Source organism: Wenyingzhuangia heitensis (assembly GCF_011762155.1).
In the GTDB taxonomy this organism is placed as follows: Bacteria; Bacteroidota; Bacteroidia; order Flavobacteriales; family Flavobacteriaceae; genus Wenyingzhuangia; species Wenyingzhuangia heitensis.
Window position 1 is genome coordinate 121,672 of record NZ_JAASQL010000004.1, and the last position, 25,136, is coordinate 146,807.

A 25,136-nucleotide genomic window follows, 5' to 3' on the forward strand; every position below is an offset into this window, starting at 1 on the left:
TTTAAGTTTTTTAACATAAGTTAATTGTTTTAAGAGGAGATTTGAGTTAAATGTGGTACTTTTGTAAAAAAACCAAATTATGCCCCAATATCTAAAAATAATAATAACCTTATATTTATTACCCCTGTGTTTATTTGCACAAAAAGGACCGGGAGGTGTAGGTAGTACAAACGGATCAGATATGTATTTGTGGTTAAAGGCAGATGTAGGTGTGACTGTTGCAACTGGAGTAAGTGCATGGGCAGATCAGTCTGGTAGTGGAAATAACGTTACAGCTCCCTCAGCGAGCCAACAACCTGTTTACAATACAAGTTCACTTATATATAATAGTATGCCTGTTGTTGAGTTTGATGGTGAAGATACAGCCAATGGTGATGAGTTGTTTTCTAGTTCGTTTTCTGATATAACAGATACAAGTCATACAGCTTTTATAGTTTGGGATATAGATGAAAATATTCCTGAAAATGAATCAGCTTTATATGGAATGCAAGGAAGTTTTGGTACTGGTGGTTTTCAAATAGATGCATATGATGGAGATTTATGGTTATTCTCTAACAATTCAACAATTATAGAGCCTTTCCCTAACTATGATGCACCTATTATTACTAATTTTTTTAGAAAATCAAATAATAGATTTGATGTTTATAAAAATGAAGAAATAATTCTTTCAAACTACGCTTTAAATAATGGTTCCGTAGATATGGGGACTCGATTTGTTTTGGGAGTAGAAAGAAATTTAACAGATTCTAGACATTTAGAAGTTAATATATCGGAAATTATACATTATAAAAAAACATTAAATCTTGCGGAAAGAATTATTGTTAGCAATCACTTAAGTTCAAAATATAATATTCCATTAAGTTCAAATAATTTTTATAATGAAGATGATTCAGATAATGGGAATTTTGATTTTGATGTAATTGGAATTGGACGAGCAACAGATGGGACTAGCAGTTTAAGTGCACAAAGTAATGGTATTATAGGTGTAAATACGCCTTCTACTATTGCTAATGATCGATTTTTAATGATAGGTCATAACAACGTGTCTTTAGAGGTGGATGAAGAAATTAATGTTCCTTCAGGAATAAGAAATCGATTAACACGTTTGTGGAGAGCTAGTAAAAGAAATGATTTAGGAACTGTAACAGTAGCTATGGATATCAGTTTTTCTGTAAATAAAGCTAATTTTTCTACAGCCAATCTAAGATTATTAGTAGATACGGATGATAACTTTACGTCAGGAACAGTAACCTATACAGCAACTAGCTACAATTCAACAACAGGAATTGCTACTTTTAATAATGTAGCAATTGCAGATAATAATTATGTAACAATTGCTTCTACAGCTACCAACCCATATTATTTTGGGAGCTTGGGATCTGCAGGAGGAGCTAATGGAGAAGATATTGGTGTAGCAGGTATTGATGGACCAGGAGGAATAGGTTCTGTAAACGGATCTAGTATGTATATGTGGATGAGACCTGATGCTGGAGTAACAACTTCTTCAGGAGAAATTACAGCTTGGGCTGATCAATCAGGTTTTTTACACAATGGAACAAATGCTTATTCATTAACACCTAATACAACAAACCCAGAGTTTGGAACAAATGCCATGAACGGTTATGATGTTTTAACCTTAGATGGTACTGCCGATGCTATGGTTTTTGATGTAGACGATATTACAGATGACTCTTATGATATGTATTTTGTTTGGAAAAAACTAGAAGCACAAGAACAGAACGCTTCACTTTTTTCAAATGCTGATAATAGTGGAGATACCGGGTCTTTTCAAATAGCTCATAGTAGTGGTTCTGGTTTTTATTTGAATATAAGGAGTAATAGTAATGTAGATTTTGGTAACTATTCATTTACGGAATCAAACAACATTTTAGGGTTTAGTAGAAGAGGAGATAACACTTTAGATGCATACATAGATGGAAGTGTTCAGCAATCGAATTTTACTTTATCAAATTCTGATATAATGTCGGTTTTTAGTAAATTTAAGTTAGGAGTAAATAGAGGTTCAGGGAAGTTTTTAGGGTTAGATTTGGCAGAAGTGTTAATGTTTAATAGAAATGTTAATACTACACAAAGAATTATATTGCAAAACTACTTAAGTGCTAAATACAATATTACTTTAGGAGCAAATAATAAATATACTTATGATGATGGATCAGGATTGTTTGATCATCATTTGGCGGGTATTGGTAGAGAAACTTCTACAAATTTACACAAAGATGCTAAAGGGACTGGGCCTGTAAGAATTTACAACCCATCTGCTATGGGAAATGGGGAATATTTAATATGGGCTTGTGATGCTATTAATTCTACGTTTACATTTTCTAATTTACCTAGTGAAAATTATGTAGATAGATTAGAAACTAAATGGAGAGCAGGAGGTAGCGGTGATGTAGGGACAGTTGATGTAGAGTTTACTTTATCAGAATTAAATGTTGTGTCTTCAGTCTCTGAGTCTTGTAGAAATTATGTATTAATTATAGATAATAACTCAAACTTTAGTTCACCAGAACACAGAATTAAGATGTCTGTTGTGGGGGATGTTTTAAGAGCAACTGGAGTAGATTTAGACGGAGGTGACTATTTTACAGTACAAATAGATAATACTATTTCTTATACAGGAGGAACTTGGTCTCATCCATTATCTACAAGATCAGGATCTCCGGAACCTAATAGTGAAGATGATTGCTTTGATGTTATAGTATATGACGGAACAGTAACTTTAAGCAACTATGCTGAAGTTAACAGTGTAACTATTAATGATGCTAGTACATTAGCTATTGCAACAGGAGATGCTTTTTTGGTTTACAACAGCATTAACACCAATAGCACGGGTAAAATGAAAATGTTAGGAGATGCTCAGTTATTACAAGATCCTTTTGAGGTCTTAACTACAAATCCAAATTCAGGTCTAGGTTTTTATAGTCAATTTACAACTGTTGCCAAAAATATATATTCATATAGTTACATAAGTCCATCAGCAAGTAATGGAACAACGTATAATCTTCAATCTAATTTAAGAGATGGTAGAGGTTCTAATGCGTTAAGTACTACTGTAGATGGAGCAAATTTTGTATTTGACGAGTCTAATAGTGATGGTGTTCAAGGAGGCTCAAGCACTACATTAAGTACCGAATGGATGTATACTTATGCAAGCGATACAGACGGTTTTGTTTTAAAGAAGCATACGGGAAATATTAATGTTGGTTTAGGAGTTACAGTTAAAGAACCGGGAACAACAGCTCAAACATATATATCTAAAGGAATTCCAAATACAGGAGAGTATAGTTTTACATTAAATGAAGATTCTGTTGCTTTGTTAGCGAATCCATATCCAAGTGCAATAAATGCAACCTTATTTTTTATAGACAATCCAAAAGTAGATGTATTGTATTATTATGAAGATATGAGTTTAAGTCATGTGGAAGAAGAGTATGAAGGAGGATACGCATCATATACAAGTAATGGAGGTGGTGTTGCAGCTTCTACAACAGCATACGATGGAAGTTCTTTTTCAGGAACCATAACTCCACAACTTTATATTCCTGTAGGTCAGGCCTTTTTTGTATCTATACCTACTAATGGGGATGCAAGTACAACAGCAGATGTTGTCTTTAAAAATGGACAAAGAGTCAATAAGTTTTTAGGTAGTAATTCTGTTATTTTTAAACAGAAAGAATTAAATATTTTGAACTCTAAGCCGGATCCAGAATCTTTAAGATTAGGGTTTGAGTTTACATTAAATGATGGAGGAGTTTACCATAGACAGATAGGTGTTAACTTTAGTGAAGGTAACAGCTTGTCTACGTATGATATTGGCTTTGATGCTCCTCTTTTTGATGAAAAAAGCAAAGATGCATATATTGAAAATCAAAATCAAAAATTTGTGCTAGCAGGTGTTGGGGAATTGTCAGATGAGTTAGAGGTGCCTATTAAAGTCGTTTTAGATGAAGACAAAGAGGTTACTTTTATGTTAGATGACATTAAAGATATTGAAGAAGTATACTTAAAGGATAATGTAGAAGAAACAGAATTACCGTTGAAAGGAAAAATAGTTAAAAAAACATTAACGTCAGGGGTGTATGATAATCGATTCTCTTTAACATTTAAAAAACAAGAAACACTGTCTAATGATAATCTAGAACAGGATAAGTTAAAAATAGAAAATAAAGAAGGTGTTATAAAAGTTACCTCAAATGAATATAATATTTTATCTCTAAGTATTATAGATATAATGGGGAAAACAGTTCATAAAAGTAATACTAGTATAATAGACTGTTCAAAAATAAGATCAGGAATAGTAGTCTTAAAAGTTGAAACCAAACAAGGTGTTTTAGTTAAGAAGATAACGTTGTAAATTATTAAATTTTTCATATAACAAAAAAGCATCTATAATTTTATAGATGCTTTTTTGTTGATAAATGTTATTGTTTTTTGTAGGTTTGCGAAAAATAATAATAATGAAAATTTATAGATCTATTTATTTGTTTTTTATGGTCATTGCTACTGCTCAATCTCAAAGTTTGGGACCTGGTGGTGTGGGGTCGGTAGCTAATAATGGTTCTGATTATTTACTTTGGTTAAGAGCCGATAAAAATGTAGATATAAGCAAACCAAACAGTCTTGGCTTGCAGTGGTCAGATATTTCAGGAAAAGAAAACATCTATATTCCTCATGGACCAAGTAAAACACCAAGTTTAGATTATAATAAAACGAATGGAATGCCTGCTGTTGTTTTTGATAATAAATCAGAAAAGTTATACAGCGATCCTGTAAAAGGTCAATTAAGTCAAAGCTCGCATACAATTGTTTTGGTTTGGAAAGGTAATGAGAGTAATCCTGCTAAAGGGAGAAGGGTTTTTGCGACAAATCAAGGATATGAATTGTCTGTAACTAACAATAAGAAAAATTTACAATTTGTATTTCCGCAAGGTTCTCCTAGAGCCTATGCCTTTGGTAAAGTAAAAGATTATTTGGAGCCAACTATAACCCTTATAAGTAGAACCATTGACAATAAATTAAAAATTTATAAAAATGGAGTTTTGCAATCATCAACAAATGTTTCAGGTTTAAATGATTTTAAATGGTCTTCAAACATGAGTATTCTGTTTGGAGATCTTAATTATTACCGAACTTCAAATAACAAAGCATTAAAACAAAATGTTTATGAAGTAATACATTCTAGAGAAGATTTGGAGTCGGAAATTGTAGATAAAATTTTAATAGAGAATTACTTGTCTGCAAAATATAATATCCCTTTACAGCAGAACGATGTGTATAAGCAAGATGATAAAGGATATGACTATCAAGTCGCGGGTATTGGTAAGGATACAAATAGCAACTCTAATACATCGGCAAAAGGAACAGGAATTATTAGCGTAAGTAACCCCAGTGATTTAAACGATGATGAATATTTAATATGGGGACAAAATACAATAGATAATTATTCTTTTGTTAATAAGTCTGGAGTAAAAAGATTAAACACTATTTGGGGTGTTTCTTCAAGAAAATCAAATGGAAATAATAAGGTAGATGTAGGTACTGTAACCATAAATATTGCTTTAGCTGATTTAGATTTTGGTACAGACGAAGTAACAACAAACCTAAATATGATTGTTTCCTCAGATGAGAGCTTTGGGAACATAGATCATTCATATACAGGTGAAATTAACGATGGTATAGTAACCTACAAAGGAGTCGATTTAAATGATGCTGATTATTTTACATTTAAATATGTAAATACTATTGATGCTTATATCTATGATAGAGCTAATGGAGGATGGAGTCCTTCAGTGCCTACAGTATTGAGTGGAGACTCCAAAGTAATTATAAAAAATGGAGGGACTATAGTTTATAATGATTTTAATGCTAAGTCATTAGAAGTAAAAGAAGGGACCTATTTGTGGCTGCCGTATAACAATGTAACTGTAAAAGAAGAAATAATAACAAATGATAATTCGTATTTGATCATAAGAACGGGATCACAACTCTTACAAACACATACAGGAAAAAATAAAAATATAGGTACAGGTTTTTATATAGGTTTTACACCACCTGCTAAAAACAAATATTCATATAGTTACATAAGTTCACCTGTAGGTGTAAATAAACAAAGTTATTCATTTGCTAAGAATTTTAGAGACGGAAGGGGTAATAGCGTAATAGGGTCTAATTTTACTTATGATAATAAGGGCTCTGATGGAGTACAGGAAAATGGAAAGACTATTATGAGTACGGAATGGATGCTTACTTATTTTAATAATGGTGATTGGAATGTAGTAAGAAATACAGGGGAAATTCCTATTGGACAAGGAATGACTATTAAAGAACCTGGTACAGAAGCACAAACTTATATAGCAAAAGGAATTCTAAATAGTGGGGATTATGAGTTTTCTTTAAATAAATATACCACAAGCCTGTTAGGTAATCCTTACCCAAGTGCTTTAGATGCTAATAAATTTTTAGATGATAATCGTGATGTTGTAGATGCGCTATATTTTTATGAAGACAAGAGCTATAGTCATTATACTGTAGAGTATCAAGCAGGCTATGGAGTTTATACAAGATTTGGAGGAGGTGTTGCAGCTTCTGTAACAGTTAATGGAGAAAAATTTGAAGGAAAAGTACCAACAAGATATATTCCCGTAGGTCAGGGGTTTATGGTAAGTACTCCAAAGTCTATTAATGGAAAAGTTAAGTTTAACAACTCTCAAAGAGTTATTCAGAAATTAGGCAGCAATTCTAAATTTTTTAAAGTAGCGAAACCAAAAACCTTAAAAACTAAAGAATATAGTAATAATATAGAAGAGTTTTTAAAGGAATTGGAAAGTGAACCAATTGCAGAAAACACCTCTGTCTCAGACAACCAGCCAATAGAGCAAAACGAAACAACTTCTTTAAAGTTAGGGTTTGAATTTGATATAGATGCTACTACAAAATTTCATAGACAACTAGGAGTGAATTTTAAAGAGGGTAATCGTTTAGATACACCTAAATCAGGATATTATGCAGAGTTGTATGATGAAAAATCTACAGATTTGTATATTGAGAATTCAGGGAATAAATATGTTTTAGCCAGTGCAGGAAGTTTATCAGAAGAAACAGAAATACCACTAAATGTTGTTTTAGATGAAGAAAGAGAAGTTACTTTTATGATTGACAAGGTTAATAATATTAATAAAGAAATTTTTTTAAAAGATAACGAAACAGGAACTAATGAATCTTTAAAGGATAATAAAATAAAGAAAAAACTAGAGGCAGGAATATACAATGATAGATTTTCTTTAACTTTTAAAGAAAATAAAAATTTGTCTACCAATAGAGTCGATGTAGATAAAGTTAATGTGGAAATAAAGGGAGAATTAATAAAAGTAACTTCAGATATTTATAATATAACGTCTTTAACTATTATGGATATAACAGGGAAGATTATTAAAGAATCGACAGTAAATTCAATAGACTGTTCAAAAATAAGATCAGGAATAGTAGTTTTAAAAATTGAAACTAAGCAAGGTGTTTTAGTTAAAAAAGTAGGAATATAGTTTCTATAAGAATACAATAGAGGTTTAATTCAAATAGTTTAAAAAAACTGATTTTCATTTTGAAAATCAGTTTTTTTTATTTTAGGGTATAAATGTGCATATAGTTTACTATCTTAAGGTTTATAATTTTATATAAAAATTTATTTGACATTTGTTAAGTTGTGTTAACGTTAAATAATTTTTTTGTATAAAGAAATGAGAAAAAAATGTTAGGTAAAGTCAAACTAATAATAGTATGTTGTATGCTATCAGTTGGTCTTTTTGCACAAAAAGGACCTGGTGGAGTTGGAGAAATTAATGGATCTTCTATGTATTTGTGGTTAAAAGCAGATGCAGGTGTAACTCAATCTTCAGGAGTTAGTCAATGGGCAGATCAATCAGGAAATGGTAAAGATGTGTATGCCCCAAGCTCAAGACAAAGACCCGCTTATGTGACTAGTTCTAGTGCATATAACAATATGCCAATCATAGATTTTGATGGGTATAATAGCAATAGTTATTACAGTTATTACAATTATGGTGATGAGTTAAACTCTTCAACGTTTACAGATTTAGATGATACAACCCATACCTTATTTATTGTTTGGGATATTGAAACATCAAGTCCTAATAGTGAATCGGCTATTTACTCTATGTCGGGAGATTTAAACTCAGGAGGAGCTTTTAATTTTGATATGTATGGTGGTGACATTTGGTATTATGGACAAGGAAATACTTCCATAGAATCTCATTCTAATTACAATAACCCTACTATTTTTAATGTGATTAGAAATTCTAACCACACTATGGATGTTTACAGAAATGAGCAGTCAGTGATGTCTAATCATAGTCTAGACTCTAGTACAGCATATGATTTAGGAACTCAATTTAGAATTGGGGTTAATTATTCAGGAAGCACATCTAAACATCTAGCAGCAAATGTTGCTGAGGTAATCCATTTTAAATACACGTTAAACTTAGCAGAAAGAATTATTGTAAGTAATTATTTGAGTGCCAAGTACGGAATTTCTATTTCTAACGATTTTTATAATGAAGATGATTCGTCTAACGGAAATTTTGACTTTGATGTTATAGGAATTGGTCGTGCTTCAGATGGTAGTACACATGCAACTACAGAAGGTTTGAGTATTTTAGGATTAAATTCACCAACAGGTTTGGCAAATAACGAATTTTTAATAGTTGGACATAACAATACATCCACTAATGTAGATGAAGAAGCAAATATTCCTGCTGAGGTAAGGAATAGAATGAAAAGATTATGGCGAGTTAGCGAAAAAGGAGATATAATTACCAATACAGTAACTATGGACTTGAGTTTTTCACCAAACAAAGCAAATTTTACAAGTTCTAGCTTAAAATTATTGGTAAATTCTGATACAGATTTTACTACAGGAACAACCGTTTATTCGGCTGCTAGTTATAACTCTACTACGGGAATTGCTGTTTTTAACAATGTATCTCTGTCAGACAATGATTATATAACCATTGGAAATAATGACATGAGTCCTTATTATTTTGGAACTTCTGGAGGTGGAGGTTATGTTGAGGTTACTGGAGTAGAAGGGTATGAAGGACCAGGAGGGATTGGTTCTGTAGATGGAGAGGCTATGTATATGTGGATGAGACCAGATGCCGGAGTTACAACTTCTGGGAATGAAATCACGTCATGGACAGATCAGTCGGGGTATTTACATAATGGAGCTGCTACTTACTCATTAAATTCAGGTGTTACAAATCCAGATTTTGGAACCAATCAAATGAATAATTACGATGTGCTTACATTTGATGGTAATAATGATGAAATGACTTTTGATATTAATGATTTGACTGATACTTCTTATGATATGTATTTTGTATGGAAGAAGAATGAAGCACTACAAAACAATGCATCACTTTTTTCAAATGCATCAGGAAGTAATGCAGGTTCATTTCAAATTTCTCATATGAGCGATTCTAATTTTTATATAAGAACAGCAGAGGATGGAAACATAAGCTTGGGAAATTATTCTTTTACAGAGTCTAACAATATTCTAGGTTTTAGTAGAAAAGCAAGCAATACCTTAGATACGTACATAAACGGAGGAGCACAACAGACAGGTACAGCTTTGTCCAGTTCTGATGTAATGGCAACGTTTAGCAAATTAAAATTAGGAGTCAATAGAGGGGATGGTGTAAGATTAGGGCTAAATTTAGCGGAAGTTTTAATGTTTAATAATAATATAAATACCACACAAAGAACTATTTTAAGAAATTATTTAAGTGCAAAATATAACATTATATTAAGTGCTAATGATAAGTATAGTTACGATAATAACTCAGGAACTTTTGACCATCACTTGGCAGGAATAGGTCAAGAAACACTGACAAATTACCACAAAGATTCTAAAGGAACAGGACCTGTAAGAATAAACAATCCATCAAATTTAGACAATGGAGAATATATGTTATGGGCATGTGATCAAATCAATTCAAGTTTTGATTTTGAAGTTGTAGCTTCTGCAAACTATGCAGAAAGATTAACGACCAAATGGAGAGTAGATGAAACTGGAGGAAGTGTAGGTAAAGTAAATATAAGTTTTACGGCCGAAGAATTAAACATTACTAATGAAGTTCCTAATACCTGTGTGAACTATGTTTTAATTATAGATAATAATGCAGATTTTAGTTCACCTACTCAAGAAATTCCAATGGTTTTGTTAGATGGACAAATTAGTGCCATTGGAGTAGATTTTGCAGATGGAGATTATTTTACACTTCAATCAGCTAACACAATTGTGTATGATGGTGGTACATGGTATCATCCATTAATTTCTAGATCAGGAACTAGTGAGCCTAATACAAGTGATGATTGTTATGATTTAAGAGTACTTAATGGTAGTGTTGCTATAGATGCTAATGTTGAGGTTAACTCTATTAATGTAGCCAACAGTGCTGTTTTAGCAATTAACACAGCAAGAACATTAACTGTTGCAAAAGAAATAACATTAAATAGTAGTGGAAAGTTAAAAATGCTTGGTACGGCTCAATTGGTACAAGATCCAAACGGATTGATAACCACCAATCCTAACACAGGAAGCGGATTTTACAGTCAGTTTACTACGCCAGCAAAAGATGTATATTCATTCTCTTACATAAGTCCATCAACAAGTAATGGGACTACTTATAATTTTAAAACAAATGTAAAAGATGGTAGAGGAGACAATGCGTTAAGTTTAACGAATGATGGTAAAGATTTTGTTTTTGATGCTGTAAGTAGTGATGGTAGCCAAGGAGCTAGTTCAACGACCTTAAGTCAGGAATGGTTCAATACCTTTCCTAGTGATGATTTAGGTTTTGTGAATCAAACACCAACAAGTAATGTTGCAACCGGATTAGGATTTACAATTAAAGAACCAGGAACAACTGCTCAGACCTACATTTCTAAAGGAATACCAAATTCTGGAAAGTATACATTTACGGTGGCCGAAAATTCGGTAGCTTTATTAGGAAATCCATACCCTAGTGCTATTAATTCAGATATCTTTTTAAAGACAAATCAAAATGTAGATGCTTTGTATTTTTATGAAGATCAGACAACAAGTCCAAGTCATTTTACAGAAGATTATGATGGAGGTTATGCTGTGTATACGTTAAATGGAGGAGGAGTTGCGGCTTCTGTTCTAGGGCTTATTCAGAATATAGTTTCTGGAATACTAAAACCAGAAACAAATATACCTGTTGGTCAGGGTTTCTTTGTGTCTATAGAAGAAAATGTAAACTCTGGGTCGGCTACTGTTGAGTTTAATAATTCACAAAGAGTTTCTTCTCTTTTAGGAGATTCATCCGTATTTTTTAAACAATCCGAACTACAGACTTTAGAAAAAAATAGAGATATTTTACCGTCTGTCCGTTTAGGGGTAGAAATGGAAGTGAATGATCAATTTTATCATAGACAAGTAGGAGTTAGTTTTAAAGAAGGAAATAGCATAGAGACTTTTGATTTTGGCTACGATGCTGCATTGTTTGATGAAAAAGGAAAAGATGCTTATATAGAATCTGGAGGAAAAAAATACATTTTAGCAGGTGTAGGAGCGATTTCAGAAGAAACTGAAATTCCAATTAAGATTGTTTTAGATGAGGACAATGAAGTGTCATTTATGATAGATGATGTAGAGGGAATTGATGAAATCTATTTAAATGATAATATAGAAGAAACACAAGAATCTTTAACAGGTAACGTAATTAAAAAAACGTTGAATTCAGGTGTTTATGAAGATAGATTTTCTTTAACTTTTAAGGAGGATAAAGCTTTGTCTAATAAAGGACTAGATAAGAATAAACTTACCGTAGAGATAAATAACAAGTTAATTACTGTAACTTCAGATGAATATCAAATAACATCATTAAATATTATAGATTATTCAGGTAAAGTAGCTAAAACAGCAAATACAAACACAATTAATTGTGCCAATATAGGTTCTGATATTCTTATTTTAAAAATAAATACCAAAGAAGGAGTTTTAATAAAAAAAATCATGTTGTAATAAACATTTAAAAGCATTGTAAAAAGCATCTGTAGAACTTACAGATGCTTTTTTTGGATCTATAAATAGCTGTTTAATTATGTGTTAATTAGCACATAGTTTCTTTATATTTGTGGTTTCAAAAAATAAGCACCTGTATGGCACAGAAACCAAGTATTCCTAAAGGGACTAGAGATTTTTCACCAGTAGAAGTAGCAAAAAGAGATTATATTTTTGCAACCATTAAATCTGTATTTCAAACATTTGGATTTCAATCTATAGAAACCCCCTCTTTTGAGAACTTACAAACCTTAATGGGGAAGTATGGAGAAGAAGGAGATCGTTTGATATTTAAAATATTAAATTCAGGAGATTATTTAAGTAAGGCTGATGCAACTTTACTAACAAACAAAGAAAGTCAAAAGTTAACAACAGTTATATCTGAAAAAGCTTTGCGTTATGATTTAACAGTGCCTTTTGCACGTTATGTTGTACAGCATCAAAATGAAATAGAATTCCCTTTTAAAAGATATCAAATTCAACCCGTATGGAGAGCAGATCGTCCTCAAAAAGGTAGATTTAGAGAGTTTTATCAATGTGATGCTGATGTAGTAGGGAGTGACTCTTTATGGCAAGAAGTAGACTTTATTCAGTTATACGACACTGTTTTTTCTAAATTAGGGTTAAACGGAGTTGCTATTAAAATGAATAACCGTAAAATTTTATCTGGAATTGCAGAAATTATTGGAGCAAGTGATAAGTTGATAGACTTTACAGTGGCTTTAGATAAATTAGATAAAATAGGAAAAGACGGAGTTACTAAAGAAATGATTGCTAAAGGAATTTCTGAAGAAGCATTAGAAAAAGTAGCTCCTTTGTTTGATTTTACAGGAACCAATCAAGAAAAATTAAATCAACTACAAGAAATGTTAGTCGCTTCTGAGGAAGGAACTAAAGGAGTAGAAGAGTTAAGATTTATTATTGATAACATAGAATCGATAGGGTTACAAACAGCAAGTTTAACATTAGATGTAACTTTGGCTAGAGGATTGAACTACTACACAGGAGCAATTTTTGAAGTTGCTGCACCAGAAGGGGTAAAAATGGGCTCCATTGGTGGAGGTGGACGTTATGATGATTTAACGGGGATCTTTGGTTTAAAAGATATGAGTGGTGTAGGAATTTCTTTTGGATTGGATAGAATTTATTTGGTTTTAGAAGAGTTAGGATTGTTTGATGAGGTAGCACCACCAAGACCAGAAATTTTATTTATCAATTTTGGTAATGATGAGGCATTATATGCGACCAAAGCAATAGCTAAACTAAGACAGCAAGGAATTAAATCAGAATTGTATCCTAGTGCAGCAAAAATGAAAAAACAAATGATGTATGCAAACAGAAGAAGCATACCATATGTTGTTTTAGTTGGAGAAAAAGAAATGAAAGAAGGTACATATACCTTGAAAAATATGGAATCAGGAGAACAATTGATGTATAAATTGGATGAATTGCTACAGGTAATGAATTAATTCGTAAATTTGCATCTTATAATTTTATAAATATGTCCCAAGAAATTGACATAATGAACTACGAAGAAATAGATGATATTGGTGATAACCACATTGGAGATGTAACACGTACACCATTACGTGAGGATGCTTTTGTGTTGTCAGATGAAGAAAAGATTGAAAAAATTCAAGAAAATGTTCTTGAAATTATGCAAACTTTAGGATTAGATTTAACAGATGATAGTTTAAAAGGAACACCTAGGCGGGTTGCTAAAGCATATGTTAAAGAATTATTTGGTGGATTAAACCCACAAAACAAACCCAGGTTATCCACTTTTGAAAATAACTATAGGTATAATGAAATGTTGGTAGAAAAAAACATAGTTGTTTATTCTACTTGCGAACATCATTTATTACCTATTATAGGTAGAGCTCATGTAGCATACATTTCTAAAGGTAGAGTTGTAGGTTTGTCTAAAATGAACAGAATTGTAGATCATTTTGCCAAGAGACCACAGGTACAAGAACGTTTAACCAGACAGGTTGTAAAAGCTTTACAAGAAGCTTTAGGAACAGATGATGTTGCTTGTATTATTGATGCAAAACATTTATGTGTAAACTCTAGAGGTGTAAAAGATATTGAAAGCTCTACAGTAACTGCAGAATTTGGAGGTGCTTTTAAAAACATAGACAAACAAAAAGAGTTTAGAGACTACATTAAATTAGAAACTAAATTTTAAGAAATATCGTTTTATAGTAAAAAAAAAGCCTAGCATTAATGCTAGGCTTTTTTTAGTTTTCATCAGAATCGTCGTCCTCAGAAATAATATCCTCATCATCTACATCAATGTCTTTTTCTTCATCAGTAGTATCATCATCAGAGTTGTCTTCTTCTGCAAAATCATCAATAGCTTTGTCTAATTTTGTTCCCACTTTTACTAAATAAATATCATCCTTTAGTTTAATTTCTAAAGCTTCAATTTGTTCACCTTTATGGTTTTTAAATTTTAAAACATCTCTATCAGTATATCCATCAGGGTAATCTTCTAATATAATGTTTAAAATTTCATCCGTTACTTTTGTGTGATCTATAATAATTCTTTTCATAATTACTATGTTTATTTATAAGGGTATTATGTTATTCTTCTTCGTTATTAAATTTACCTACCTTATTTTCGTTTTTTGAAAAAGTATTTTCGCTAATTTCTAAATTGTCTTCTTTTTCTAATTCGTACTTGTAGCTTAACATTTTATAAAACAACTTGGCAGCTAGGGCTTCTGATGATTTATCGGTACTTAAAGGAGACAATCCTACTAAATTAATTCCGACTACATTTTTCTCCGTAAAAACACTTTTTAAAAACTCTAAAATTTCGTACCAAAATAAACCACCAGGTACGGGTTTGTCTACTCCAGGCATAATAGAAGGATCTAATCCGTCTAAACTTAAAGAAATAACCACATTTTCTGTCATCGCTTCTATGGCATTTTCCATCCAATAATCATCGGTAGCTAGTTCGTTAGCAAAGTATGTTTTATCAGTATCTACTACTGTTTTTTCTATACTAGCCATACTTCTAACTCCAACCTGAATTAAGTTAGTTGCTTGACTAGCATGGTACATGGCACATTGGTTGTTAACTTTGTTTCCATTTACTTCTTTGTGCAAACGTGCATGTGCATCTATTTGTAAAACGGTTAGGTTTTCATAATGCTCATTAAAAGCTTTAATAGCTCCAATTACTACGGCATGATCTCCTCCAATTAGAGATACAAATTTGTTGGTTTTTAAATAGCTTTTTACATTTTCATATACTGCTAAAGACATCGCTTCTGCACTATTATTTTCTGCTACTTCATCGGCTAAAAATATACCTTGCTTATAGGCTTCAGAGTCAGTTTCTATATCATATAATTCTATATAATTAGAAGCTTCTAAAAAGGCTTGAGGCCCTTTATGACTATTTTGTTGCCAAGTGTTTGTTCCTTTATAAGGAACGGGAATTACCACTACTTTAGATGTCTCTTTTTTTGCATATTCATTAGAAATGCTAGCGTAGTTAGTTTTCATAACCTAATATTTTTAAAAATTCTTGATGTGTTTGTTTTTCTCTAAAAACGGTAGTTGTTAATTTTCCGTCTTTGTCTCTATTTAAAATTAATTGTTTGGGTTGTGGAATTAAACAGTGTTGTAAACCTCCAAAACCTCCGATAGATTCTTGATATGCACCGGTGTTAAAAAATCCTAAATACAAAGGCTTTTCTGGGTGGTAGGTAGGTAAATAGATTGCGTTACTGTGTTGTTCACTGTTGTAATAATCATCACTATCACAAGTAAGTCCACCTAAAAGGACTCTTTCGTAACCTTCATTCCATCTGTTTATAGGCAACATAATAAAACGTTTATTGATAGCCCAAGAATCAGGAAGTGTGGTAATAAACGAAGAATCTATCATGTTCCAAAGCTCTCTATCGTTTTGTTGTTTTTGATATAAAACTTTGTAAAAGTTAGCTCCACTTTCTCCTACAGTAAAGCTTCCAAACTCTGTAAAAATATTAGGAACTTCTACGTCAGCTTCTGAGCATACTGTATTTATTTGGTTTACAATTTCGTCAATCATATATTCGTAATCATACTCAAAACCTAAAGAAGATTTTATAGGAAAACCACCTCCAATGTTTAAAGAATCTAACGTAGGGCAAATCTTTTTTAACGATACATAAACTTTTAAACATTTGTGTAATTCGTTCCAATAATATGCATTGTCTTTAATACCTGTATTGATAAAAAAGTGCAACATTTTTAAGTTAACATTAGGGTTGTCTTCTATTTGTCTTTTATAAAAAGGAACAATGTTTTTATAACCTATTCCTAGTCTTGAAGTATAAAATTCAAACTTAGGTTCTTCCTCAGATGCAATTCTAATTCCAACGTTTAAACACTCCTCAACTTGTTCTTCTAATAAAGATAATTCTTCATAATTATCTATAATAGGAATACAGTTTTTGTGTTTTTTATTGATTAATTCTGCAATGTTGTTAATATATTGTTCTCTTTTAAATCCGTTACAAATTACAAAAGTGTCTTTGTTAATTTTGCCAGAGTCTAATAAAGAGTTTACAATATTTATGTCAAAAGCAGATGAGGTTTCTATGTGTATATTATTAGACAAAGCTTCGTCTAAAACATGTTTAAAGTGAGAGCTTTTTGTACAATAAGAATAAAAATATTTTCCTTTATAGTTGTATTTTTCAAAAGCATTGGCAAACCATTTTTTAGATTTTTGAATGTTCTTAGAAATTTTAGGCAAGTAAGTTACCTTTAATGGGGTTCCATGCTCTTCTATTAATGCAGCTATATCAATATCATGAAACGTTAGTTCGTTATTGTCTGTTAGTTTGAATTCCTCTTGTGGAAAGTAAAAAGTTTGGTTGATTAAATCTATGTATTTATTACGCATTATTTTATTTTTTAATTGATTAATGAAAGATATGCCTCCCTAGGAGAGTATCTACTAAAATGAAAAATAAGTAATGGTATTACACCCTAATAACTAGGTACACGTATCTTAACCTTAAAACTTTAAAAGGATTATTTACAAAAAGGAAAAATTTTGAAGAAAACTTTTTTATTTCGTTATAACTAACCGTCATATTATGTAGGCTTAATATCTTCGTGCTTACATAACCGAAAAATAAAAACTGATACATTTTTACAATTCTATATAGGGCAAAAGTAATTTTTTTTTTGAACTGAAAAAGTTTTTTTTAAAAAAAGTGAAAAAAAAACAATGATCCTGTTTTGTTGTTTTAAGTTGTTGTTATGTAGTGTTTTATGTTTTTGTTTATTGCATTTTTTTTTGTATTCTGTGTCGGTTTTTTTATAAGGTATTTTAAACTGATTTTTTAAAGTCCAAAAGGCATTCCTTTTTTTGCTGCTATGGCCATTTCTTGTTCATTAATTTTTTCTGCTTTTTTTAATGCATCGTTTAAAGCTAAAATTAAGTAATCTTCTACAGCCTCTTTATCTTCTAATACATTTTCATTAATATCAATTTTTTTAATTTCTCGGTTAGCAGTTACGGTTACATTTACCAATCCTCCACCAGAGGTTCCATCAATTAAAACAGTATTTAAACGCATTTTAGCTTCTTCTACGTGTTTTTGAGCCTCTTGTAATTGTCCCATCATTTTAGACATGTCTCCAAACATAATTAGTGTTTTTAAAATTTATAGCAAGGTAAAAAGATTATCAATATCTTCACAAAAATAGATTTAATATCATGTTAAACATTCTAAAAAGAAATGTACCAATCCTAGTAGGATTTATTACTTTTACGGTCTTAATTAAATGTCAAAAAATGAAGGTGATAGAGGCTCCAATTGCAGATAAAATTCCTACAGAATTAGAAAAACATAACGATGTTAGAGTTGATAATTATTATTGGTTACGATTGTCTGATGAAGAGAAGAATGCAGAAATTCCATCAGAAAAAACGCAAAAAGTATTGACGTATTTAAGTGAAGAAAATACTTTTTATGAAGAAGAAACCAAACATACTTTAGAATTTCAAGAAGATTTATTTCAAGAAATGAAAGGTAGAATAAAAGAAGACGATAGTTCTGTACCTTACTATAAAAATGGTTATTACTACATTACGCGTTACGAAATTGGAAACCAATACCCTATTTATACACGTAAAAAAGGATCTTTAGAAGCTGATGAAGAAGTTTTATTAGATGTTAACGTATTGGCAGAAGGGTATGAGTATTTTGATGTAGGTGGTTTGTCTATTAGTAATAACAATCAGTTGTTAATTTATAGTACAGATGATACAGGAAGAAGACAATACACGTTACGTTTTAAAAATTTAGAAACAGGAGAGCTGTTAAAAGACACTATTGAGTTTACCACTGGTTCTGCAACTTGGGCAAACGATAATAAAACGTTGTTTTACAATAAAAAAGATCAAGTTACTTTAAGAAGTGATAAAGTGTACAGACATATTTTAGGAAGTGCAACTGTAGATGATGTTTTGGTGTATCATGAAAAGGATGAAACTTACAATGTATATGTTGGTAGAACTAAATCTAAAAAATACATTGTAATTGGTTCTTATAGTACTTTACAAACAGAATATCAATTTATAGAAGCAGACAAGCCCAATAGTGAATTTCAAATATTTCAAACAAGAGAAAACGATTTGGAATACAGTGTAATGCATTATGGTGAGTATTTCTATATTTTAACAAATAAAGACGGTGCTACTAATTTTAAATTGATGAAAACTCCGGTAGCGGCAACATCAAAAGAAAATTGGGTAGATGTAATTCCTCATAGAGCAGATGTTTTGTTAGAAGATGCTACTATTTTTAAAGACTTTTTAGTTTTAGAAGAAAGAGCAGAAGGATTAGGAAAAATAAGAATTATACGTTGGGATGGATCACAGGATTATTATTTGCCTTTTTCAGAAGAAACGTATTCTTGTTACGTGTATAGCAATCCAGAATTTGATACAGATTGGGTACGTTACGGGTATAATTCTATGACTACACCAAGTTCTGTTATCGACTTTAATATGGTGTCTCAAAAAGAAATTCTTTTAAAAGAACAAGAAGTGCTAGGAGGTAAGTTTGATAAAAAGAACTATACAAGTCAGCGTATTTGGGTACAAGCAAGAGATGGTAAAAAAGTTGCCTTGTCTATTGTACACAGAAAAGACACAAAGGTTGATGAAAACACACCCGTATTAATGTACGCTTACGGATCTTATGGGCATACAGTAGAGGATAGCTTTAGCACTACAAGGTTAAGTTTGTTAGATAGAGGGTTTGTTTTTGCATTGGCACATATTAGGGGATCAGAATATTTAGGAAGACCTTGGTATGAAGATGGAAAGCTCTTAACAAAAAACAATACGTTTAACGATTTTGTAGATTGTGCACAACATTTAATAGATAGTAAAATGACTTCTTCAGATCATTTATATGCAATGGGAGGTTCGGCAGGAGGATTGTTAATGGGAGCCGTAGCCAATATGAATCCTGAATTGTTTAACGGAATTATATCTGCAGTTCCTTTTGTAGATGTTGTTACAACTATGTTAGATGAGAGTATTCCTTTAACCACAGGGGAATATGATGAATGGGGAAATCCAAACGAAAAAGAATACTACGATTATATTAAATCTTACTCACCTTACGATAATATAGAAGCTAAAGAATATCCAAATATGTTAGTAACTACGGGACTGCACGATTCTCAGGTACAATATTGGGAGCCTGCAAAATATGTAGCAAAATTAAGAGAGTTAAAAACAGATACAAACAAATTATATTTAGATACAAACATGGAAGCAGGGCATGGTGGAGCATCTGGTAGGTTTGATGCTTTAAAAGAAGTAGCAAAAGAATATAGCTTTTTGTTTGATTTAGAAGGGATGATAAAATAATCCACAAATAGAATAAAATTTAAACATAAAAAAACCGAGCTTATTAGCTCGGTTTTTTTGTTTTATATAAGAATGATTTTAGTCATTATCATTTAAGTTAATTCCTTCATAAGCATTCATACCATGTTCATGAATATCTAATCCTTCAACTTCTTCTTTTTCACTAACACGTAAACCTATGGTCTTTTTAATAGTAAAAAGAATAATAAAAGAAGTGATTAAACATGTAATACCAATTACCATTACTCCATAAGCTTGTATACCTAATTGACTAAAAGAACCTGTGTTAAATACTCCTTTATCTCCCCAGATACCTACAGCTAACGTACCAAATATTCCACAAATTAAATGTACACCAATAGCTCCCACAGGATCATCTAATTTTAATCTATCAATAATTCCTACAGCAAATACAATAATTACACCCGCTATAAATCCTATAATAATAGCATCTAAAGGAGACATTAAGTCTGCACCTGCAGTAATTCCTACCAATCCGGCTAAAGAACCGTTAAAGGCCATGGTAATATCATAAGTTTTAAATTTAATATAAGAGGTTATAAAAGCAGCAATAATACCAGAAGCGGCAGCTAAAGATGTAGTTACCAATACAAGCGATACAATTCCAGGATCTGCAGATAATACAGAACCACCATTAAAACCAAACCATCCAAACCATAATAAGAAAACTCCTAAAGCAGCTAACGGCATATTGTGTCCTTCAATAGGCTTAATAGTTCCGTCAGATAAATATTTACCAATACGTGGTCCTAGTAAAATAACAGCTACTACAGCAGCCCATCCACCTACAGAGTGTACTAAGCTAGATCCTGCAAAATCATAAAATCCCATTTGGTCTAAAAATCCACCTCCCCATTTCCAAGAACCTACAATCGGGTAAACAACACCTACATAGATTAAAGAAAATATTAAAAATGAATTTAATTTAATTCTTTCAGCTACAGCTCCCGAAACAATAGTTGCAGCAGTTGCAGCAAACATTCCTTGAAATAAGAAATCTGTCCAGTATGTATATCCATCTGCATACGCAGCAGTTAATCCACCTTCAGGTAAAGAAAGTCCCCATCCTGCAAAACCAAAAATTCCAGATGAAGTTTCTTCAAAACCAGGATACATTAAGTTAAAACCACAAATAGTGTAGGTAATTAACCCAATAGCCACTATCATAAAGTTTTTAAATAAAATATTAATTGCATTTTTAGATCTAGCCAATCCTACTTCTAAAGCAGAAAAACCTAAGTGCATAATAAATACCAATGCAATTGATATCATCATCCACACGTTGTTAATTGTAAAGTTTAATGTAGTTTCCATAGTTTTATCTTAAAGTTTCTCCTCCTTTTTCCCCAGTTCTAATACGGTATGTTTCTTTAACGTCGTACACAAAAATTTTACCATCACCTACTTCTCCTGTAGATCCTGATTTTAAAATAGCATCAATGGCTACTTGTTCGTAATCATCGTTTACAATAATAGATAAGAAACGTCTTTGTATGTCTGCAGTGCTAAAGGAAATACCTCTATATACTTTACCAACTCTTTCATTACCTAAGGCTGTAACATCCCAGTAAGAGAAAAAGTTGACTCCTACATCATGTAAAGCTTTTTTTACTTCAGAAAATTTAGATTTTCTGATGATTGCTTCGATTTTTTTCATTGTGTTTGTTTTATAATCAATGGCAAATATAAGAGATATGAATTGAATAGCCTTTTTAGTAACAAAAAAAATACGTAGTGAGTTTTAATTCACTACGTATTTTTAAGAAATCTATTTTAAGTATATACTTATCTTAAGGTTTCTCCACCTTTTTCTCCTGTTCTAATACGGTAGGTTTCGTTAACATCGTACACAAAAATTTTACCATCACCTACTTCTCCTGTAGCTCCTGATTTTAAAATAGCGCTTATGGCAGCCTCTTCAAAATCATCATTAACAATAATGGATAAAAATCTTCTTTGTATATCTGCAGTACTAAATGAAATACCTCTATATACTTTACCAACTCTTTCGTTACCTAAGGCGGTAACATCCCAATAAGAGAAAAAGTTTACCCCTATAAGGTGTAATGCTTCTTTAACTTCAGAAAATTTAGATTTTCTTATAATTGCTTCTATTTTTTTCATTTTGATACTATTTTATAATTTAAAGATACAACTTTTATGGAAAAAAAAACAGCCTAATTCTACTATAGAGTTAGGCTGTTTTTATATAAACTTATAACAAATAACTATTCGTTAAAAACTCCAATTCCGTGTTCAGCTTTGTCTAATCCTTCAATTTCTTCTTTTTCAGAAACTCTAACACCAATTGTTAATTTTAAGATTGTGAAAACAATAAAAGATAATACAACAGCCCATAAACCATAAGCCAATACTCCAATTGCTTGAACTCCTAAAAGATCAAATCCACCACCGTTAATTAAACCACCATCAGTAGCAAATACACCTACTAATAAAGTACCTAATGCACCACAAACTCCGTGTACAGATACAGCACCTACTGGATCATCAATTTTTAATTTTTCATCAATAAATGTAATAGACATTACAACAATTACACCAGCAATTAATCCCATAATTACAGCAGCACCAGGTGTTACAGCAGCACAACCAGCAGTAATACATACCAATCCAGCTAAAGCACCGTTTAAAGTCATAGAAATATCAGGTTGTCCGTAACGTAACCAAGTATAGAACAATGCAGCAGCAGCACCAGAGGCAGCAGCTAAGTTTGTTGTAATTAAAATAGAACCTACAGCAATTACATCTTCTTCAGAACCAAAAGCTAACTGAGAACCTCCGTTAAATCCGAACCATCCTAACCATAAAATCATAACCCCTAAAGCACCTAATAAAATATTGTGTCCTGGTATTGCTTGAGAAACACCATCTTTGTATTTTCCAATTCTAGGTCCAACAACAATAGCACCAACTAAAGCAGCCCATCCACCAACAGAGTGTACTACACTAGAACCTGCAAAATCAACAAATCCTAAAGTATTTAACCAAGCATCATCATCAAATGGCCAGTACCAGCTTCCTGAAATAGGGTAGATGATAGTTGTCATAATTAAAGAGAAAATAATGTATGTAGAAAATTTAGTTCTACCTGCTACAGCTCCAGAAACAATTGTTGCAGCGGTTGCAGCAAATACTGTTTGAAAAAATAAATTGTAATAATCATCTGCACTAAAAAAGAAATAACCTTGATCAGAAGGACTCATTCTTCCTAAGTATCCACCAGCGATTAAGTCGCTTCCGTACATAATTCCGTATCCAACAGCCCAAAAACCAATAGAACCTACTATTAAGTCCATAAGGTTTTTCATAATAATATTTCCTGCGTTTTTAGAGCGTGTAAATCCAGTTTCCACTAAGGTGAACCCTGCTTGCATAAAGAATACTAATATTCCTGCTATAATGATCCACAAAGCTCCCATAATTGCACTTGTATCCATAATTTTTAATTTTAAAAGTTTTTAGTTTTAGTTTATTTTAATGTGTCACTACCTTTTTCTCCTGTACGGATACGGTAAGTTTCTGATACGTCTGATACAAATACTTTTCCATCACCAACTTCTCCTGTTGAAGCTGTTTTTAATAACGTTTCTACAGTAATTTTTTCGAAATCATCGTTTACGATAATTGCTAATTGACGTCTTTGGATATCGTTAGTACTAAAAGATACACCACGGTATACTTTCCCTACTTTTTCGTTACCTAATCCAGTAACATCCCAGTAAGAGAAGAAGTTAACACCTACGTCGTGTAAAGCTTCTTTCACCTCAGAAAATTTTGATTTTCTGATGATTGCTTCGATTTTTTTCATAATTGAAAGTTTAAATTTAGGTTGAATAATTTTTTGTTATCTGGCAAAGTTCACACCTTGCCAGATGATTTATGTTTTAAACTTTTCTAGAATTAGAAAGAGTATACAGCAGCAACTGTGAAAGCAGTTACACTATCTTCTCCTGGGAATAAACCACTAGCAGTAGAATATTCAATAATATTATCATCAGAAGAGTCATATCTTAATTCAGCAACGATATTTAAATTATCCGTTAATTTTTTATTAGCAGCTAAAGTAATTGCAGTAACAGTTTCATCGTTGTTAGCATCTCCATTGAATTGGAAGAATTCAGGACGTAACCCTAAAGAGAAAGTATCTGTGAAAGAATTTTCTAAGTATAATGCAGCTCCTTGATATCCAGATTTTGCATCAGATGAACTAGAATAAGCAGCATTAATACCTAAGTATAATGTTTCGCTTAAATCAAATCCTCCTGTATAATCTAAGTATAGCTGATCAGTAGCTCCAAATCCATCAGCACCATAAGCTAAGTTGAAATATTGACCTTTATAACCAACTTGAGCACCTAATTGTGCAAATTCATCACCATATCCTGTTCCAAAATTTCCGTGAGGGTTAGTTACGGCTAACATTAAAGATAAATCTTCAGAAACAGCGTAATCTAATTTAGCACCAATGTGTGTAAATGGTCCTGCATTAAATAAGTAAGATACAGAATAGTTAAAGTTAGCTGCAGGAGAAATTACTTCATATCCTAAGAAAGTGTTAAACTGTCCAGCAGTAATAGTTAACTTATCATTTACACTATAATATGCATATAATTGATTAATACCATTTAAACCAGCTGCATCAGCGGCTCTAGGACCATAAGCTAAATCAACAACAGCTCCTGCTTTACCAGTTTCGTATGTGAATATTGTATTAGCCATACCTAATCCAAACATAGTAGCATTTTGTGGAGAATCAACCAACAATCCTGGAGCACCAGGTCCATCTACAGTGTTTACTGTTCCATAAACATCTACTGTTCCAGATACAGTTAATTTTCCTTCTTGTGCAAAAGTTAACATTCCCGTTAACATCAATGCTGATAAAATAATTTTTTTCATGATAAAGTTTTTTATGTTTTTTAAGTTTTATCTGAGACAAAGCTACGTATTAATACGTATCGTACAAGAAAAAACTACCTGCTTTTTCGCAGGTTTATACGTAGTCCTAGTGTTTCTCAACTAAGTAGGGTTAAAAAAAAGTGATTTTTTTCTTGTTTTTTAGTATAGTTGTAT

The 25,136-nt window shown here is 31.7% G+C and carries 16 protein-coding genes; 6 read left to right on the top strand and 10 right to left on the bottom strand.

Features of this window, described 5'->3' with window-relative positions:
* Positions 1-79 precede the first annotated feature (79 nt).
* From FHR24_RS12710 to folE, 5 genes are all read left to right on the top strand, one after another.
* Positions 80-4,375, top strand: a complete 4,296-nt coding sequence (locus FHR24_RS12710; protein ID WP_167189444.1) for a T9SS type A sorting domain-containing protein — start codon at positions 80-82, stop codon at positions 4,373-4,375.
* 103 nt (positions 4,376-4,478) lie between these two features.
* On the top strand, positions 4,479-7,559 hold the full coding sequence (locus FHR24_RS12715) for a T9SS type A sorting domain-containing protein (RefSeq protein ID WP_167189447.1): 3,081 nt from the start codon (positions 4,479-4,481) through the stop codon (positions 7,557-7,559).
* Positions 7,560-7,801: 242 nt separating this feature from the next.
* Positions 7,802-12,082 carry a hypothetical protein gene (locus FHR24_RS12720; RefSeq protein ID WP_167189450.1) on the top strand — a complete coding sequence of 1,427 codons (4,281 nt, stop codon included), beginning with the start codon at positions 7,802-7,804 and terminating at the stop codon, positions 12,080-12,082.
* A gap of 137 nt (positions 12,083-12,219) precedes the next feature.
* The gene (hisS, locus tag FHR24_RS12725) at positions 12,220-13,590 is read left to right on the top strand and encodes a histidine--tRNA ligase (RefSeq protein ID WP_167189453.1); all 1,371 of its coding nucleotides are present in this window, start codon (positions 12,220-12,222) and stop codon (positions 13,588-13,590) included.
* 53 nt (positions 13,591-13,643) lie between these two features.
* On the top strand, positions 13,644-14,309 hold the full coding sequence (gene folE / locus FHR24_RS12730) for a GTP cyclohydrolase I FolE (RefSeq protein ID WP_208412353.1): 666 nt from the start codon (positions 13,644-13,646) through the stop codon (positions 14,307-14,309).
* A 52-nt stretch (positions 14,310-14,361) separates the two neighbouring features.
* On the opposite strand, the gene FHR24_RS12735 is transcribed toward folE, so the two are convergent.
* The 4 genes from FHR24_RS12735 to FHR24_RS12750 form a co-directional block, all read right to left on the bottom strand.
* Entirely contained in the window at positions 14,362-14,676 is a 315-nt protein-coding gene (locus FHR24_RS12735) for a hypothetical protein (protein ID WP_167189456.1), read from the bottom strand.
* A 31-nt stretch (positions 14,677-14,707) separates the two neighbouring features.
* On the bottom strand, positions 14,708-15,640 hold the full coding sequence (locus tag FHR24_RS12740; protein WP_167189459.1) for an arginase family protein: 933 nt from the start codon (positions 15,638-15,640) through the stop codon (positions 14,708-14,710).
* Positions 15,630-17,030 (bottom strand): type III PLP-dependent enzyme domain-containing protein, encoded by a 1,401-nt coding sequence (locus FHR24_RS12745; protein WP_167189462.1) that lies wholly within the window; start codon positions 17,028-17,030, stop codon positions 15,630-15,632. The genes FHR24_RS12740 and FHR24_RS12745 overlap by 11 nt, the downstream gene beginning before the upstream one ends.
* A 445-nt stretch (positions 17,031-17,475) precedes the next feature.
* On the bottom strand, positions 17,476-17,781 hold the full coding sequence (locus FHR24_RS12750) for a YbaB/EbfC family nucleoid-associated protein (protein WP_167189465.1): 306 nt from the start codon (positions 17,779-17,781) through the stop codon (positions 17,476-17,478).
* 149 nt (positions 17,782-17,930) lie between these two features.
* On the opposite strand from FHR24_RS12750, the gene FHR24_RS12755 reads away from it, so the two are divergent.
* Entirely contained in the window at positions 17,931-20,021 is a 2,091-nt protein-coding gene (locus FHR24_RS12755) for a S9 family peptidase (RefSeq protein ID WP_167189789.1), read from the top strand.
* A gap of 78 nt (positions 20,022-20,099) precedes the next feature.
* Here the strand turns inward: FHR24_RS12755 and FHR24_RS12760 are convergent, their stop codons facing one another.
* From FHR24_RS12760 to FHR24_RS12785, 6 genes are all read right to left on the bottom strand, one after another.
* Positions 20,100-21,356, bottom strand: a complete 1,257-nt coding sequence (locus FHR24_RS12760) for an ammonium transporter (protein ID WP_167189468.1) — start codon at positions 21,354-21,356, stop codon at positions 20,100-20,102.
* A 4-nt stretch (positions 21,357-21,360) separates the two neighbouring features.
* Positions 21,361-21,699 (bottom strand): P-II family nitrogen regulator, encoded by a 339-nt coding sequence (locus tag FHR24_RS12765; RefSeq protein WP_167189471.1) that lies wholly within the window; start codon positions 21,697-21,699, stop codon positions 21,361-21,363.
* 128 nt (positions 21,700-21,827) lie between these two features.
* On the bottom strand, positions 21,828-22,166 hold the full coding sequence (locus FHR24_RS12770; protein WP_167189474.1) for a P-II family nitrogen regulator: 339 nt from the start codon (positions 22,164-22,166) through the stop codon (positions 21,828-21,830).
* Positions 22,167-22,270: 104 nt separating this feature from the next.
* On the bottom strand, positions 22,271-23,500 hold the full coding sequence (locus FHR24_RS12775; protein WP_167189477.1) for an ammonium transporter: 1,230 nt from the start codon (positions 23,498-23,500) through the stop codon (positions 22,271-22,273).
* Between the two features lie 32 nt (positions 23,501-23,532).
* On the bottom strand, positions 23,533-23,871 hold the full coding sequence (locus tag FHR24_RS12780; RefSeq protein WP_167189480.1) for a P-II family nitrogen regulator: 339 nt from the start codon (positions 23,869-23,871) through the stop codon (positions 23,533-23,535).
* A 92-nt stretch (positions 23,872-23,963) separates the two neighbouring features.
* On the bottom strand, positions 23,964-24,962 hold the full coding sequence (locus tag FHR24_RS12785; protein WP_167189483.1) for an outer membrane beta-barrel protein: 999 nt from the start codon (positions 24,960-24,962) through the stop codon (positions 23,964-23,966).
* Between the last annotated feature and the right edge of the window lie 174 nt (positions 24,963-25,136).

Bases quoted from the DNA above. Each gene is read 5' to 3' on its own strand.
- FHR24_RS12710 (WP_167189444.1), top strand. From the start codon at position 80: ATGCCCCAATATCTAAAAATAATAATAACCTTATATTTATTACCCCTG.
- FHR24_RS12715 (WP_167189447.1), top strand. From the start codon at position 4,479: ATGAAAATTTATAGATCTATTTATTTGTTTTTTATGGTCATTGCTACT.
- FHR24_RS12720 (WP_167189450.1), top strand. From the start codon at position 7,802: ATGCTATCAGTTGGTCTTTTTGCACAAAAAGGACCTGGTGGAGTTGGA.
- hisS (WP_167189453.1), top strand. From the start codon at position 12,220: ATGGCACAGAAACCAAGTATTCCTAAAGGGACTAGAGATTTTTCACCA.
- folE (WP_208412353.1), top strand. From the start codon at position 13,644: ATGAACTACGAAGAAATAGATGATATTGGTGATAACCACATTGGAGAT.
- FHR24_RS12735 (WP_167189456.1), bottom strand. From the start codon at position 14,676: ATGAAAAGAATTATTATAGATCACACAAAAGTAACGGATGAAATTTTA.
- FHR24_RS12740 (WP_167189459.1), bottom strand. From the start codon at position 15,640: ATGAAAACTAACTACGCTAGCATTTCTAATGAATATGCAAAAAAAGAG.
- FHR24_RS12745 (WP_167189462.1), bottom strand. From the start codon at position 17,030: ATGCGTAATAAATACATAGATTTAATCAACCAAACTTTTTACTTTCCA.
- FHR24_RS12750 (WP_167189465.1), bottom strand. From the start codon at position 17,781: ATGTTTGGAGACATGTCTAAAATGATGGGACAATTACAAGAGGCTCAA.
- FHR24_RS12755 (WP_167189789.1), top strand. From the start codon at position 17,931: ATGAAGGTGATAGAGGCTCCAATTGCAGATAAAATTCCTACAGAATTA.
- FHR24_RS12760 (WP_167189468.1), bottom strand. From the start codon at position 21,356: ATGGAAACTACATTAAACTTTACAATTAACAACGTGTGGATGATGATA.
- FHR24_RS12765 (WP_167189471.1), bottom strand. From the start codon at position 21,699: ATGAAAAAAATCGAAGCAATCATCAGAAAATCTAAATTTTCTGAAGTA.
- FHR24_RS12770 (WP_167189474.1), bottom strand. From the start codon at position 22,166: ATGAAAAAAATAGAAGCAATTATAAGAAAATCTAAATTTTCTGAAGTT.
- FHR24_RS12775 (WP_167189477.1), bottom strand. From the start codon at position 23,500: ATGGATACAAGTGCAATTATGGGAGCTTTGTGGATCATTATAGCAGGA.
- FHR24_RS12780 (WP_167189480.1), bottom strand. From the start codon at position 23,871: ATGAAAAAAATCGAAGCAATCATCAGAAAATCAAAATTTTCTGAGGTG.
- FHR24_RS12785 (WP_167189483.1), bottom strand. From the start codon at position 24,962: ATGAAAAAAATTATTTTATCAGCATTGATGTTAACGGGAATGTTAACT.